At 59.8% G+C, this 15,804-nt stretch carries 11 protein-coding genes and 1 pseudogene; 11 read left to right on the forward strand and 1 reads right to left on the reverse strand.

Annotated elements, in window-relative coordinates; translation table 11 throughout:
• Positions 1–142: 142 nt before the first annotated feature.
• The 11 genes and pseudogenes from AB4O08_RS25725 to AB4O08_RS25775 all read left to right on the forward strand — a co-directional run bounded on the left by AB4O08_RS25725 (position 143) and on the right by AB4O08_RS25775 (position 14,358).
• Positions 143–1,423, forward strand: coding sequence for an alkane 1-monooxygenase (locus AB4O08_RS25725; RefSeq protein WP_010209991.1), 1,281 nt, complete (start codon positions 143–145; stop codon positions 1,421–1,423).
• A 132-nt stretch (positions 1,424–1,555) separates the two neighbouring features.
• A complete protein-coding gene (praA, locus tag AB4O08_RS25730; protein ID WP_460114489.1) occupies positions 1,556–2,050 on the forward strand; it encodes an alkane oxidation protein activator PraA in 495 nt (164 codons plus the stop codon).
• A gap of 132 nt (positions 2,051–2,182) precedes the next feature.
• Positions 2,183–2,677, forward strand: coding sequence for an alkane oxidation protein activator PraB (gene praB, locus AB4O08_RS25735; RefSeq protein ID WP_021491573.1), 495 nt, complete (start codon positions 2,183–2,185; stop codon positions 2,675–2,677).
• A gap of 130 nt (positions 2,678–2,807) precedes the next feature.
• Entirely contained in the window at positions 2,808–4,262 is a 1,455-nt protein-coding gene (locus tag AB4O08_RS25740) for an outer membrane protein transport protein (RefSeq protein ID WP_021491572.1), read from the forward strand.
• Between the two features lie 412 nt (positions 4,263–4,674).
• The gene (praB, locus tag AB4O08_RS25745) at positions 4,675–5,169 is read left to right on the forward strand and encodes an alkane oxidation protein activator PraB (RefSeq protein WP_021491571.1); all 495 of its coding nucleotides are present in this window, start codon (positions 4,675–4,677) and stop codon (positions 5,167–5,169) included.
• 74 nt (positions 5,170–5,243) lie between these two features.
• Positions 5,244–6,216 (forward strand): annotated as a pseudogene (locus tag AB4O08_RS25750) (outer membrane protein transport protein); the annotation flags it as partial.
• Between the two features lie 200 nt (positions 6,217–6,416).
• The gene (locus AB4O08_RS25755) at positions 6,417–8,942 is read left to right on the forward strand and encodes an acyl-CoA dehydrogenase (protein WP_460114490.1); all 2,526 of its coding nucleotides are present in this window, start codon (positions 6,417–6,419) and stop codon (positions 8,940–8,942) included.
• Between the two features lie 148 nt (positions 8,943–9,090).
• A complete protein-coding gene (locus AB4O08_RS25760) occupies positions 9,091–10,434 on the forward strand; it encodes a 3-oxoacyl-ACP reductase (RefSeq protein WP_106119136.1) in 1,344 nt (447 codons plus the stop codon).
• A gap of 3 nt (positions 10,435–10,437) precedes the next feature.
• A complete protein-coding gene (locus AB4O08_RS25765; protein WP_460114491.1) occupies positions 10,438–11,328 on the forward strand; it encodes a MaoC/PaaZ C-terminal domain-containing protein in 891 nt (296 codons plus the stop codon).
• Entirely contained in the window at positions 11,325–12,623 is a 1,299-nt protein-coding gene (locus AB4O08_RS25770; RefSeq protein WP_010210014.1) for an acetyl-CoA C-acetyltransferase, read from the forward strand. Before AB4O08_RS25765 ends, AB4O08_RS25770 begins: the two co-directional genes overlap by 4 nt.
• 31 nt (positions 12,624–12,654) lie before the next feature.
• Entirely contained in the window at positions 12,655–14,358 is a 1,704-nt protein-coding gene (locus tag AB4O08_RS25775) for an AMP-binding protein (protein ID WP_137206039.1), read from the forward strand.
• A gap of 111 nt (positions 14,359–14,469) precedes the next feature.
• Here the strand turns inward: AB4O08_RS25775 and AB4O08_RS25780 are convergent, their stop codons facing one another.
• On the reverse strand, positions 14,470–15,585 hold the full coding sequence (locus AB4O08_RS25780; RefSeq protein WP_460114492.1) for a Gfo/Idh/MocA family protein: 1,116 nt from the start codon (positions 15,583–15,585) through the stop codon (positions 14,470–14,472).
• Positions 15,586–15,804: the final 219 nt, after the last annotated feature.

The raw sequence follows: 15,804 nt of genomic DNA on the forward strand, positions 1-15,804 counted from the left end.
TTCAATGTTTCTTTTGAAATGATTTTTGAAATGCCTAAGAGCGAATAAAAATGAAAAAAACGTCTTTTATCGCATGGTTGATTGCTCGGAGCATCCAACGCTCCCTGAACCTGTTTTCCGCCTCCCTACAACGGAGGCTGCCATGAATCAGACACTGGCAGCTCCAAGCATCTGGACCGACGGCAAGCGTCACCTGTGGTGGTTGGGCATCATGCCCTTGGCCACGCCTTTGTTGTCCGGCGCTTTGGCCATCACCACCGGTGTCCAGCAGCTCTGGTGGGTCGGTGTATTGGTGATCTTCGGCCTGATCCCGCTGATCGATGGCTTGCTCGGTGAAGACGTGAGCAACCCGCCCGAATCCGCCGTCAGCCATCTCGAATCGCAACGTTACTACCGCTGGATCGTTTACACCGGCGTGCTCTTTGTTATCTCGTCGGTGGTGATCACCGGTTGGCTCGCCGCTGGCGGTATCGACTGGATCATCCAGGGTGGGCTGTTGCAGGCTGCCGCTAGCCTGGAACCGTCGAGCGGTTTGTCCCATGCGGCCAGCTACATCACCACGCGTACTCAACTGCATGGCGAAGTGAGTGCGTTCACTTACCTGGGCATGGCCATGTCGACCGGCGCCGCAACTGGCATCGCGATCAACACCGCCCATGAACTGGGGCACAAACCCAATGCGCTGGAAGTGTTCCTGGCCAAGGTCACCCTGGCTCCGACGTTCTACGGTCACTTCTACACCGAACACAACCGTGGCCATCACGTACGCGTTGCAACCCCAGAAGACCCAGCCAGTTCGCGGCTGGGGGAGAGCTTCTGGGCCTTCCTGCCACGCTCGGTCTGGTTCAGTGCCCGCTCGGCCTGGAATCTGGAGCGCGAACGCCTGCGCAAGCTCGGCCTGCCGGCCTGGCACTGGCAGAACGGCGTGCTCAGCGCCTGGATGTACAGCGTGGTGTTGTGGGGCGCAATGATCGCCTGGCTGGGGGCAGCAGTGATTCCTTTCCTGATCATCCAAGGCATCTACGGTTTCTCGCTGCTGGAAGTGGTGAATTATGTAGAGCACTACGGCCTTAAACGTCAGAAATTGCCCAATGGTCGCTACGAGCGTTGCTCGCCACGGCATTCATGGAACAGTAATCGCATTGTTACCAATATCTTTCTGTTCCAGTTGCAACGGCACTCGGATCACCATGCCAACCCCACACGTAGTTATCAGTCGTTGCGTCACTTTGATGAGTCGCCGCAACTGCCGTATGGCTATGCGAGCATGATTGTCTGGGCTTATGTGCCTTACTTGTGGCGACGGCGCATGGATCACCGGGTACTGAATCATTACGCGGGGGATATTACCCTGACCAATCTTCAGCCGTCACAGCGCTTGAAGTATCTGGAGAAGTACAGCAACAGCGCCAAACCGTTCTAAGTTCAACTTTACAGTGTTTGTGTACTCGGGGTCTGGATGCCGCGCAGGTCTTTATCGCCCGCCCGTTTCCAGATCAGTTGCCAGAAAGTTGTTTGACCCGAACAAAAATAATTAAAGGGAAGGACGTACACCATGCAATCACCTGCCACCTTCACCACCCATATCGTATTGGCTGCGCTGGGCCTGATCGCCTATCACCAGGCCCAGGCCGCCCGTATCGAACCCGCCGGCAGTGCGTTTACCGCCCAAGGGCCCATCAGTTTTTCAAAAGGCGCACTGATCAGCGCTGATTGCACCATCAAAGTGGCCGGCAAGGTGGCGGCTGATGGTTCATCGGTAAACGTCGACAAAGTCGAATTCGACGGCGGCCTCAAGTGCAGCCGGGTTGAAGCCATCAACTTGCCTTGGGTACTCGTCGCAAAAGATACCAAGAGTGGTTCCATGTCGAAGATCGCCGTGGATATCCATGCCTTTGGTTTGGGCGGCAAGTGCGGGCCATCCACTGCCGACGGTACATGGGACAACGCCACCGGCAAGTTGGAAGCCACGAATGTGCCCATCGGCGAAGACTGCAAAATCAAGACGGTATCTATCAAGATGCCGCCGACCTTTAAAGTTGTTGAATAACCGCCGGATGTTGTTGCGGTAATTGAATTGAGATTTGGCTGGAAAGGGAAGTTCTGCAGTTTCACCGTGACCTCTCGATCATGGCCATTACCCCTGGCGAAATGAATTCGCCATAACATGTGAGGAAAAACAATGAAAAGCTTGAAAACTCTCGTGTCGTTGACTGCTTTGACTGTTTGCATGGGTGCTGCTTCGATGGCGAATGCCTACAGCATCAGTCCTGTCAGCACAAACTTCTCCGCGCCAGGCACCATTTCGGTGAAGTCACCGTCGTCCTTCCAGGCCACCGTTAACTGTGGCGCCACCTTTACCGGGAACGTCGATGCGACCGGTGTTGCCAAGATCACCAACGTCGCCGTCACCGGTGGCGGCCTGTGTGCGCTGCCTAAAATTACCGGCTTGCCTTGGACGTTGACTGCCACCGGTCCTGCTGCCGGGTCAGTGACCAACGTCGGCTACACCATTGCCTCTTCGATTCTGTATCCCGCCTCCAATTGCGGGCCTTCCACCATCACCGTGGGCTACAGCGGTGGTGTGCTGACCGCTACCAACCAGACCCTGAGCGGCAGCTGCACCGTGGTAAGCCTGAGTGTTACCCCAAGCCCTGCGCTGACCATCGTGCCTTGAAGAAGGCCTGAGAACAAAGGGTTGATCACCCGGTGAAAAACTGGCGCCTCGACAGGGCGCCAGTTCATGAATTGCAAGCCGCAAGACGAACCGGCAGGGCTGGCTCAGAGATAATAATAAGGAGTGCCGCATGAATAATAAGAAACAACATGTGCAGGTTTTGCTGGGGCTGGCGTTGATGGGCGGGGCTATGGCGACGGCACCCGCACAGGCCGGCGGTTTTTCAACACCGACCTACGGGGCGCCAGGGTGGGGCCGGGCATTTGCCGGTGGTTCACTGTTTAAGAACGACCCGAGCTCAGCGTACAACAACCCGGCGGCCATGGCGTTTGTGGAGCACAACGTTGCGCAATTTACGGTCGACTACGCGCGCATCAAGATCAAGTACAAGGGCGATGCCTCTGATTATGCGGGCAACCCCATTTCCAATACGCCATTGGATGCCAATGGTTTTCCCGATGGGACGGCGACTACGGTCAATAACAATGACGGTGGGCAGGGCGGGTTTACGGCCTGGTTGCCAACCGGGTTCATGGTCATGCCCCTCGGGGATCGCTTCGCGTTCGGCTTGAGCCAAGTTGTGCCCCAGGGCATGCGCTCTACCTGGGATGAGAACTCGAAACTGCGCGACTTTGCAGTGGACACCAAAATCGAAACTGTGGGGCTGACCGGCTCGCTGTCCTTCAAAGTGAATGATCAGTTCTCCATCGGAGGCGGGGTGATCGTTCAGCACAGCAAGGGGTTCGTCAGCCAGAACGTCGATTTGCTGTCTGCCGCTGCAGTGTCCGATTCGGTGCTGGGTGGTATCAATTTCCCATCGGATGTTGGCCATGCGTTGATGCGTGTCAAAGTTGACAATATTTCGGCGGGCTGGTTTACCGGCGTGGTCTGGAAGCCCACAGAACGAGATACGCTTGGCTTGAATTACCACGCCAAGATCAAGAACAAGATGACCGGCAAATACAATATTTACGCCGATCAGTTTTCCTACAACTTGATGACCCAACCGAGCCCGTTTGGCGGTAGCGGTACGTTGGTGAACACCGCTTATCCAGGGTTGGAGTTGGCACCGGACGGCGCCCACGCCAGCGTGCAGTTGGACATTCCTGCCACGGCGGGTCTGGACTGGGTACACCAGTTCAACGATCGTTTCACCTTGGGAGCGAGCGTGACCTGGACGGAGTGGTCCTCGTTCAAGGACCTGACGCTTAACTCCGGCGGCACCACTATTGTGTCCATTCCCTACAACTACAAGAACACCTGGATGTACTCCCTCGGTGGCGACTATCGGGTTACCGATGAGCTGACCTTGCGTGCAGGTGTCGCCCTTGATCAGACACCTACCCGCAATTCGACTCGCGACCCGCGAATCCCGGATGGCGACCGTACATTCCTGTCGTTGGGGGCCGGCTACGACGTGAAAGCAATCAAGGGGCTGAGTGTTGACTTGGCCTATTCCCACCAGTTTGTGCAAGAGGTCAAGCTCAAGACCCAAAACGTCGATCGCCTCGGTGGCGCAAGCCTGAATGGCAAAGCCGAATCTTCAGGTGATGTTGTTTCTGTTTCGGCTACCTACGCGTTCTAGTTCAATGCCCCAACATTAGGGATAAACGCGCCAAGCGCATCTTGGTGCGTTTATCCTCGATGTTTCTTTTTAACGGGATGCTCGCGTAACCCGTTCATGTCTCCTAATTATCTCCACGTGAGAAATTAATAGTTGTTGGCAACTCTCCCGTTTTTTCAAGCGTCGATCGGCTGCGCGTTTAGTTGCGTGGTTTGGTACTACTCATCACTCAGATTATTCCTATTTCAGCTCATGTTCAGATGCAAGAGATTTGTTCTACCCGAACCGCAATGGTTTCAGGGAAGAACAATGTAGGTCGAACAGAGCGTTGATGATTTGGCTGTATCAAGAGAACTGTGGTTTACGCAGGGCTTTTTGAACATGGCCATTACTCCAGGCGATTCAAACTCGCCTTTATCGATGAGGAATAATAATGATGAACTTGAAAACTCTGGTGTCGTTGTCTGCCCTGGCTGTGTGCATGGGGGTTGCTTCTATGGCCAATGCGTACAGCATCACTCCTGTCAACACCAGCTTCTCCGCGCCCGGCACGATCTCGGTGAAATCGCCATCTTCCTACCAGGCGGCGGTCAATTGCGGGGCGACCTTCACCGGTAACGTCGACGCCGCTGGCGTTGCCAAAATCACGGATGTGGCCATTACCGGTGGTGGGCTTTGCAGTCTGCCCAACATCACGGGCTTGCCTTGGACCCTGACGGCTACCGGTCCAACAGCAGGTTCAGTGACCAACGTCGGATACACCATTGCGGGCTCGATTCTGTACCCAGGCTCCAATTGTGGCGCGTCGACTATCACTGGCAACTACAGCGGTGGCGTATTGACGGCGACCAATCAACCCCTGGCAGGCAATTGCACCGTGGTGAGCTTGAGCGTCAAGCCAACCCCGGCGTTCACCGTTGTTCCTTGAGGATGGCGTGAGCGCAAGGGGCTGATCGCCCGTTAAACGACAGGCGCCTCCAAAGAGGCGTCTGTTGCGACTGCGTGCCCCAGGGCATGCGCTCCACCTGGGACCCAGACTCGAAAGTCCGTGGGTTTGACGGGAGCCTTGTCGTTCAAGGTCAACGACCGGTTCTCCGTTGGCGGAGGGATGATTGTCCAGCACAGCAAGGGGTTCGTCAGCCAGAACGTCGACGTGTTGTCAGCGGCGGCGGTGTCGGACTCTGAACTGGGCGGCATTCCTTTTCCGTCGGACGTCGGCAGCGCGCTGATGCGAGTAAAGGTCGACAATGTGTCAGTTGGCTGGTTTTCCGGTGTGGTTTGGAAACCCACGGAAAACGACTCCCTGGGCTTGAACTACCACGCCAGGATCAAGAACAAGATGACTGGCAAGTACAACATCCATGCCGATCAATTTTCCTACAATCTCATGACTCAACCGAGTCCCTTCGGCGGCAGCGGTACGCTAGTGGGCGTGGCCTATCCGGGGCTTGAGCTGTTTCCGGACGGTGCCCACGCCAGCACCCAATTGGACATTCCTGCCACCGCAGACCTGGATTGGGTACACCGATTCAATGACCGACTCACCCTGGGCGCGAGTGTGGTCTGGACGCAGTGGTCATCGTTCAAGGACCTGACGCTCAGGTCTGGGGACATCACAATCGTCTCTATTCCCTACAACTACAGGAACACCTGGATGTACTCCCTCGGTGGCGACTTCCGTGCGACCGATGAACTGACCTTGCGCGCGGGTGTGGCCATTGACCAGACACCAACGCGCAATTCGACCCGTGATCCGCGCATCCCGGACGGTGATCGGACCTTCCTGTCGCTCGGTGCAGAGTATGACGTTAAGGCAATCGAGGGCCTGACCCTCGATGTAGCTTACTCCCACCAGTTCGTTCAGCCGGTGAAGTTGAAGACCCAGAACGTCGACCGGCTGGGGGCGGCAAGTCTGGATGGCAAAGTGAATGCCTCCGGCGATGTCGTGAGCCTGTCGGCCACCTATACGTTCTGACCTTTCAGGGCGGTGATCCCTTTAGATGACGGGTTGACCCGGCGGCCCATTCAGCCGCCGTTTTTTTCGTGCAGGCGTTAAATAAATATTTCAAAACAAAATTTGAATATAGTTTTCGAATTTTGTAGTGTGGCGTTACGCCGCATGTCATCCGACCTGGCGCACGTAGGTCGTACCCTGAATCGAGTAGAGGTATCTCCATGGTTATCTGGTTACTGGTGGGTTTCGCAGCAGCGATCGCCCTGGCATATCGACAAGCTGTCGCCACCTTATGGTTGGTCACGGGCCTGATCTGGCTGGCAGCGGGTTACCTGTTCAACGTGGTGGCCGGTTTCGGCACCGCTGTCGCGGCGATACTGGTAGTGGCGCCCGCGTTGCTGATGACGATCAAACCCCTGCGCCGCACCTTGCTGACCCGTAGGGCCCTGGGCCTGTTTCGTACGATCATGCCGGCGATGTCTGACACTGAACGCGCCGCCATCGAGTCCGGCACCGTGTGGTGGGACGCCGAGCTGTTCAGCGGCAAGCCCAATTGGCAGCGCCTGCTGCAAGCGGCACCGGCTAGCCTGAGCGCTGAAGAGCAAGCCTTCCTCGACAACGAAGTGGAAACCCTGTGCGACATCGCCAACGACTGGGAAACCACCCAGATCTGGCAGGACATGTCGCCCGAAGGCTGGCAGTACACCAAGGATGCCGGGTTCCTTGGCATGATCATTCCCAAGCAATACGGCGGTAAAGGCTTCTCCCACTACGCGCACTCCCAGGTGGTGATGAAGCTGTCGACCCGTTGCTCGGCGGCGGCGATTTCGGTGATGGTGCCCAATTCCCTCGGCCCGGCCGAACTGCTGCTGCATTACGGCACCGATGCCCAGCGCAATTACTACCTGCCGCGTCTGGCGAGGGGTGAAGACATTCCGTGCTTTGCCCTGACCAGCCCGTATGCCGGCTCCGATGCAGGGGCAATTCCCGACCTGGGCATCGTCTGCAAAGGCACCCACGAGGGCGAGGAAGTTCTGGGCTTCCGTGTGACCTGGGACAAGCGCTACATCACCCTGGGCCCGATTGCGACGGTGCTGGGCCTGGCGTTTCGCGCAGAAGACCCGGATGGGTTGCTCGGCGCTCCCGGTTCACTCGGCATCACGTGCGCACTGATCCCAACGTCCCATCCCGGCGTCAACAGTGGCCGCCGTCATTGGCCGCTGAACGCGGTATTCCAAAACGGTCCTACCACCGGCAAGGACGTGTTCATTCCGCTTGAGTGGGTGATCGGCGGTCGCGAGCAAGTCGGCAACGGCTGGCGCATGCTGATGGAATGCCTGGCGGCCGGCCGGGCGATTTCGCTGCCATCGGCCAACGTCGGCCTGGGCAAGGTGGCGGTGCGCGGCACCACCGCCTATGCCGCGATGCGCAAACAATTCGGCCTGCCCATCGGCAAGTTCGAAGGCGTACAGGCACCCTTGGCGCGCATGGCCGGGCACTTGTATGCCTGCGATGCGGTGCGCAAGGTCTCGGTGGCGTCCCTGGACGCGGGTGAGAAACCGTCGGTGATCTCGGCCATTGCCAAGTACCACGTCACCGAGCGTGCGCGGATCATCGTCAATGACGGCATGGATATCGTCGCCGGCAAGGGCATCTGCATGGGCCCCAACAACTTCCTGGCCCGTGCCTACCAGCAAAGCCCCATTGCCATTACGGTGGAAGGCGCGAACATCATGACGCGCTGCCTGATCATCTTTGGCCAGGGCCTGATCCGCTGCCATCCCTATGTGTTCCGCGAGATGGAAGCTGCGCGTAATCCGGACCGGCGCAAGGCGCTGGAAGCCTTCGACAGTGCCATGTTTGGCCATGTGAGTTTTGTGTTGGCCAATAGCGTACGTGCAGCGGTGCATTCCCTTACAGGCGGGCGGTTGATCGCTGCCCCGGCCAAGACCGAGCCGGCACTGGCATCCTACTACCGCCAGGCCAATCGCCTGTCAGTGGTACTCGCGCTGATCTCGGACATTTCCATGGGCGTGCTGGGCGGTGCCCTCAAGCGTAAGGAAAGTATCACTGGGCGCCTGGGGGATATGCTGTCGCAGTTGTACATCCTGTCCTGCGTACTCAAGCGCTTTGAGGACGACGGCCGTCCCCAGGCGGATCTGCCGTTGGTGCATTGGTCGGCCCAGGATGCGTTGCTGCGGGCCCATGAAGCGCTGGCGGAAGTGCTCGACAACTACCCGTCGAAACCTGCGGCGGCGGTGGTGCGTGGCCTGACATTCCCGTTCGGGATCCCACTGCGCAAACCGTCGGACCGTCTGCTGGCCCAGGTGGCCGACGTGGTGCAGACACCAGGCGAAACCCGTGACCGCTTACTGGCCAACTCCTACATCCCACGTCCGGAAATCGACAAGCTGGCCTACGGCGAACTGGGTTTCCGTCTGTTGCCGCAGGTGGAGCTGATCGACGCGCGACTCAAACCTGCTGTCAAGCAAGGCCTGATCGAACCGATGCCTATCTCCGCAACGGCCTTCACGGGCTGGCGCGTCAGGGCGCGGGCGCTGGACCTGATCAGCGACGACGAAGATACCTTGCTCGGGCGCTACGTGGAATACGCCGATCACGGCATCCAGGTGGACGACTTCCCGCAGGACTTCGGGTTGCTGGAGGCATTGCAGCAGCGCAAGCAAGCGCTGGAGCCCGTGCCAAAGCGCCGAACCGCCCAAGGTGAAAACGCCTCGGTCAATTGAGTGGCACTGAATGTACACGGTCAGTGTGGGAGCTGGCTTGCCTGCGATGCAGACGACTCGGTGCATCAGAAACACCGAGGTGATGCCATCGCAGGCAAGCCAGCTCCCACATTGATCGGGTTTACACGTCAAGACAGTGGGTTTACCTATGAGTGACAGCTACCTTACTTTCGTTAATTCCCCTTGGGGCCGTCGCTTGGCCCAGGCCGTTGGTTTACCGCAACCCTTGCCACTGCAACGTCACCGCAGCGGCCAGCAGGGCATGGCCAATCCGGTGATCGTCGCCGGAGCAGGGCGCCTGGCCGCCGAGGTGCGGCGGATTTTCGCGGCTACCGATACCGTTGTCGGCACCCCGGCCACGCTCAAGGCGCCTTCCACGGTGAAGGTGCAGGGCGCTGTGTTTGATGCCAGCGCCGTGGCCGATCTGCAACAGTTGGACGAGTTGTATGTGTTCTTTCACGCCAACGCCAAGCGCCTTGGCCACCACGGGCGCGTGGTGGTGCTCGGCACCGCGCCGGAACAGTGTCAGGATTTGCCCCAGGCTATCGCCCAACGCGCCCTCGAAGGCTTGGTGCGCTCGCTGGCCAAGGAGCTGCGCAGGGCGATCACCGTGCAGTTGATCTACGTGGCGCCCGGTGCCGAAGACGCGCTGGACAGCAGCTTGCGTTTCTTCCTGTCGCGCCGGTCGGCCTATGTGTCCGGGCAGGTGGTACGTCTTGAAAAGCCCGTGGACGGTCATGTCACGGTCAACTGGGACAAACCCTTCGCCGGTCGTCGCGCCCTTGTCACCGGTGCTTCTCGTGGCATCGGTTTGGCGATTGCCCAGGTGTTGGCGCGGGACGGCGCCCATGTCGTGTGCGTGGACGTGCCCCAGGCCCAGGCGTCGCTGCAACAGGCGGCGGACAGTGTCGGCGGTTCTGCGCTGCCCCTGGACATCACCGCGACGGACGCCGCCGCATTGCTGCAAGCCCATGTCAGCCAATACGGCGCTTTTGATGTGGTGGTGCATAACGCCGGGATCACCCGTGACAAGACCATCGCCAAAATGACCGAGGCCGCCTGGCGCAGCGTGCTGGCGGTGAACCTTGAAGCGCCGTTGCAACTGAGCAATGCCTTGTTGGACAGCCAAGGCCTCACGCCTGGGGGCCGTATCGTTTGTGTCTCGTCGATTTCCGGCATCGCCGGCAACCTCGGGCAAAGTAATTACGCCACTTCCAAGGCCGGCGTAATCGGCCTGGTGCAGGGCCTGGCACCGCGTGCGGCGGCGCAGCAGGTGACGGTGAATGCGGTGGCGCCAGGGTTCATCGAAACCCAGATGACCGCAAAGATCCCGCTGATGATCCGTGAAGCCGGGCGGCGCATGAATTCGCTGTCCCAGGGCGGGCAGCCCATCGACGTGGCCGAGACCATCGCCTGGCTGGCGCATCCTGCTTCCGGCGGGGTCAACGGCCAAGTCGTACGGGTGTGCGGCCAAAGCCTGCTAGGAGCCTGAGCCATGGACTACGTGACGCAGATCATCGATCCGCCGCCCTCACGCACCCGCTTGCTGCTGGACGGCGTGCGTGCCTTGCGCAAACCCAAGCTTGACGGTGCGCCCGTGCTGCCCAAGGAGCGCCTGGTGCGCTCGGCGGTGACGTTGTCTGCCGGCGACATCGCTGCTTATGGCCGCGCCTGTGGCTTTCGCCGCGAGCAGGGCGTGCCGTTGTGCTATCCCCATGTGCTGGCGTTTCCGTTGCACTTGATGCTGCTGACCCGTCCCAGCTTCCCGTTCCCGGCCAGTGGCATGGTGCACCTGGCCAATCGCATCCGTCAGCACCAGCGTTTGCACGAAGGCCAGGCGTTGCGCATTGAGGTGTATTGCGAGCGTTGGGTTGCCCATCCCAAGGGGCAGGCGCTGAGTATTGCCACCCGTGCCTACGGTGCCGACACGCTGGTATGGGAAAGCGACAGCCTGTACCTGCGCCGTGATGCGAAAGACCCTGTCGGCGAGCCCTGGGAGGACGCTTTGCCGTTGCAGGAGGAAGGCTTGTTACGTACCCAGCGCTGGGTGTTGCCCGCCGACCTGGGCCGGCGTTTTGCCAAGGTGTCGGGGGATTTCAACCCGATCCACACCTCGGTGATCGGCGCCAAACTGTTCGGCTTTCGTCGCGCTATCGCCCATGGCATGTGGACGCTGGGCCGCGCGCTCGCTGCCCAGCAACCGCCCGGCGGCCTGGACCAGGCCGAGGCCCATTGTGACTTCAAGTTACCGATCTTCCTGCCCGGCCAGGTCGCGCTGTGGCGCCGCCCGGTGACCGGTCCGCGCCGCGAATTCGAAGTGCGCAATTTCGCCGGTGACAAACCCCATATGCGTGGCCTTTTCATTTGGAAAGAGAACCTGGAATGAGTGAATACAGCTTCAACCCGGCCCCGGTCCGACGCGTGGCGATCATCGGCGGCAACCGCATCCCTTTTGCTCGCTCCAACACGGTATACGCCCACGACAGCAACCAGGACCTGCTGGTCGCCGCCCTGCAAGGCTTGGTCGACCGCTACAACCTGCACGGCCAACGCCTCGGTGAGTTTGCCGCCGGGGCGGTGATCAAACATTCGCGCGATTTCAATCTGGCGCGAGAGTCGCTGCTGTCTACCACGTTGTCGCCGGATACGCCGGCCTACGATGTGCAGCAAGCCTGCGGCACCGGGCTGGAAGCGGCATTGCTGGTGGCGAACAAGATTGCGCTCGGTCAGATCGAGGTGGGTATCGCTGGTGGTGCCGACACCACCTCCGACGCGCCTATCGGCATCAATGAATCCCTGCGCCACACCTTGCTCGCGGCCAATCGAGCCAAGGGCATGGGCGACAAGCTGAAGACATTGCTAAAGGTGCGGCCAGCGATGTTTTTCAAACCGCTGCTGCCACGCAATGGCGAGCCCCGCACCGGTTTGTCCATGGGCGAACACTGCGAGGAAATGGCCAAGCGCTGGCAGATCAAGCGCCTGGCCCAGGACGAGTTGACCCTCACCAGCCATCAGCGCCTGGAGGCGGCCTACAAACGCGGCTTCTTCGACGACTTGATCAGCCCCCATCGCGGCCTGGCCCGCGACAATAACCTGCGCGCCGATGCCAGCCTGGAGAAGCTCGCCGGCCTGTCCCCGGCCTACGACCGGCAAAACGGTACGCTCACGGCCGGCAACTCCACCCCCCTGACCGATGGCGCCTCGGTGGTGCTGCTGGCCAGCGAAGAATGGGCGGCCGCCAACGGCTGGCCGGTGCTGGCTTACCTGCGCACCGGCGAAACCGCGGCGGTGAACTTTGTCGATGGCACCGAAGGCCTGCTGATGGCCCCGGCTTACGCGGTACCGCGCATGCTGGAACGTGAAGGCCTGAGCTTCAAGGACTTTGACTTCTTCGAGATCCACGAAGCCTTTGCTGCCCAGGTGTTGTGCACGCTGAAGGCCTGGGAGGACCCCGATTATTGCCGCGAGCGGCTAGGCTTGGACGCGCCCCTGGGCACCATCGACCGCGCGAAGATGAACGTCAACGGTGGTTCGCTGGGTTGCGGCCATCCCTTTGCGGCCACGGGGGGCCGGCAGTTGGCGGCGCTGGCCAAGATCATCCATGAGAACGGCGGCGGGCGCGGCCTGATATCCATCTGCGCGGCGGGCGGGCTGGGCATTACCGCCATCGTCGAAAAGTAGCTCTATCAAAAACAACAACAAGGAGACTGCCATGAACGCTGTAAGCCTGGAACACACCGAACGGATCTGGTTGAACGCTTACCTGCCCGGCGTCCCGGCGGATATTGACGCCGGTATCGAGGACTACCCATCGTTGCGCGAGGTGTTCCTGGAACACCTGGAGAAGTTTCGCGAGCGGGTGGCGTACGTCAGCATCGGCACCGAAATGACCTACGCCGACTGGCAGGTGCAAGGCGTTGCGTTTGCCGCTTGGCTGCAGGGGCAGGGCGTCAGGAAAGGCGAGCGTGTGGCGCTGATGATGCCTAACTGCTTGCAGTACCCGATCTGCCTGCTGGGCACGATCCTGGCTGGGGCGGTGGTGGTCAACGTCAACCCGCTGTACACCTCCCATGAACTCAAGCACCTGCTCAAGGACAGCGGCGCGGAAACCGTGGTGATTTTCGAAAACTTCGCCCACACCCTGGAAAAAGTCATCACCGGCAGCAGCGTCAAGCGCGTGGTGATCGCGGCCATCGGCGATTTGCTCGGTACGTTCAAGGGCGCGGCGATGAATTTCATCCTTCGCCGTGTGCAAAAGCAGGTGCCGGCGTTCAATCTGCCTGGCTCGGTGCGCTTTAATCAGGTGTTGAAACAGGGGCGGGCGCTCAACCATTTCCCGGTGGAGATGCACCTCGACGAGCTGGCCTTTCTGCAATACACCGGCGGCACCACCGGCGATGCCAAGGGCGTGATGCTCAGCCACCGCAATATCATCGCCAACCTGTTGCAAGCCAAGGCCTGGGTGGGGGATCAACTGGACCAGGACAAGCAGGAAACCAACGTCACCTTGCTGCCGCTGTACCACATTTTTTCGCTGACGGTGAATTGCCTGATGTTCATGTGCCTGGGTGGGCGCAACATCCTGATCGCCAACCCGCGGGACGTGAAACGTGTACAGATGATCCTGCGCAAGGAGCGCTTCAATGGGATTGCCGGGGTCAACACCTTGTTTAACGGTTTGCTGGAGAACGAGGCGTTCTGCGCACGGGACTTTTCCGACCTGCGCATGGTGATCGCCGGCGGCATGGCCACGCACACGGCGGTGGCCAAGCGCTGGAAGGAAGTCACTGGGCTGCCGATCATCGAAGGCTATGGCCTCACCGAGTGTTCGCCGGTGGTGAGCATCAGCCCGATTGACATTGCGCGCATGCGCGAGATGGAATTCACCGGCAGCATCGGCGTGCCGTTGCCCTCGACCTGGGTGCGGTTTGTCCGCGAAGACGGTGAGTTGGCTGAGATTGGCGAGCAGGGCGAACTGCAAGTGCGCGGGCCCCAGGTGATGCAAGGTTATTGGCAGCGCCCCGAGGCCACTGCCGAAGTGCTGGATGCCGAAGGGTGGTTGTCGACCGGTGATATCGGGGTGATGGACGCCCGTGGTTACATCCGTCTGGTGGACCGCAAGAAGGATATGATCCTGGTCTCCGGTTTCAACGTTTACCCCAATGAAATCGAGGACGTGGTGGCGCTGCACCCCGCAGTGGCCGAAGTGGCGGCGATTGGCGTAGAAGATGGCGTGACCGGTGAGAAGGTCAAGATCATCGTGGTGCGCAAGGACCCGAACCTGACCCAGGAACAGATTCTTGCCCATTGCCGCGAGTATCTGACAGGTTACAAAATGCCCAAGTATGTGGAGTTCCGCACCACCGAGTTGCCCAAGACCACCGTGGGCAAAGTGCTTCGTCGGGCGCTGCGCTGAGTTGAAGATTTAGGTGATTCAAGTGTGGGCGCTGGCTTGCCTGCGAGAGCGGTGTATCAGTCACATCGCTATCGCATTCAAGCCAGCTCCCGCAGGGTTCGGTGGGTTGGTTTAGAGTGCGTTCACTGTTACCCAGCGTTCTTCGAGGGCAGCTACGCGAATCGCCGTCGCCAGCCGCTCCACCTCCCACGCTGCTTCGAAATCAGTGCCATCCGCGCCTTGACCGGCTATGGCCATGATCAATTCCTGCACTTCCAGCGTCTTTAGTTCGTTGTACCCCAACTGATGCCCCGCCGCCGGACTGAACGCCGCATAACCGGGCAGGGCCGGTCCTGCGAGCACGCGTTGGAACCCGTCCTGGCCCACGCGACACACCTGCAATTCATTCAAGCGCTCCTGATCGAACGCCAGTGTGCCTTTCGTCCCGCTGATCTCGAAACTCAGGTGGTTCTTGTATCCGTGCTTCAGCCAACTGCTGCTCACCGTGCCGCGCGCGCCGTTGGCGAAGCGCAGCAGGGCATGCACCTGGTCATCCACCGCGATGGGTTTGAGCTGCGCGCTGCCGGTGATGGCAGGTCGCCGGGCGTGGACGGTCTGGGTATCGGCACACACACTGACCACATCACCGAGCAGATAGCGCGCCATCGACAGCAAGTGGCTGCCCAGGTCCGCCAGGGCGCCGCCGGCATGCTCGACTTCGCAACGCCACGACCATGGAGAGGCCGGGTCGGCCATGAAGTCTTCGCTGAACTCACCCTGGAAGCTGATGATTTCGCCCAGTTCGCCACCGGCAATCATCTGCCGCGCCAACGTAATCATCGGGTTGTGCTGGTAGTTGTAGCCCACCCGCGTGACGACTCCGGCGGCACTGGCGGCGCGGCGCATGGCGTCGGCTTGTTCCAGGCTCACCGCCAGGGGTTTCTCGCAGTACACCGCCTTGCCCGCCGCGATGGCTGCCATGGCCATGGGGTAGTGCAAATGGTTGGGAGTGGTGATGGCCACTACGTCGACATTGGGATCATTGATCAAGGCTTGCCAGTCGCCGTGGGCCTGGGCAAATCCCCACGCCTTGGCGCAGCGTTGTGCGCGTTCGGTGTCGGCGTCGGCCAGTGCCGCCAGCTTGAGGTGTACCGGCAGTTCGAATACCGCGCGGGCGTTATTGAAGGCCAAGGCGTGGGCACGCCCCATGAAGCCTGTGCCGATCAAGCCGATTCCGAGTTCACGCATTGCCGTGGTCCTTTGGATTATTGTTTTCAGTGGGCTTATTAATGGAATAAAAATTCTCTAAATTCAATAGATGGAAAAAAAATTCATTGAGGCCCCGACGATCACCCCGGCGAATGCAGTTATATTCAGGCTCTGACGAAAGCGGCTCAGTTAACAAAAGATAACGTAGCGCCGATTGTCAGACGATTCGAAAGCCCGCTAGGATGGCCCCTGCTTCCT

This window comes from Pseudomonas sp. H3_E07, assembly GCF_054668895.1.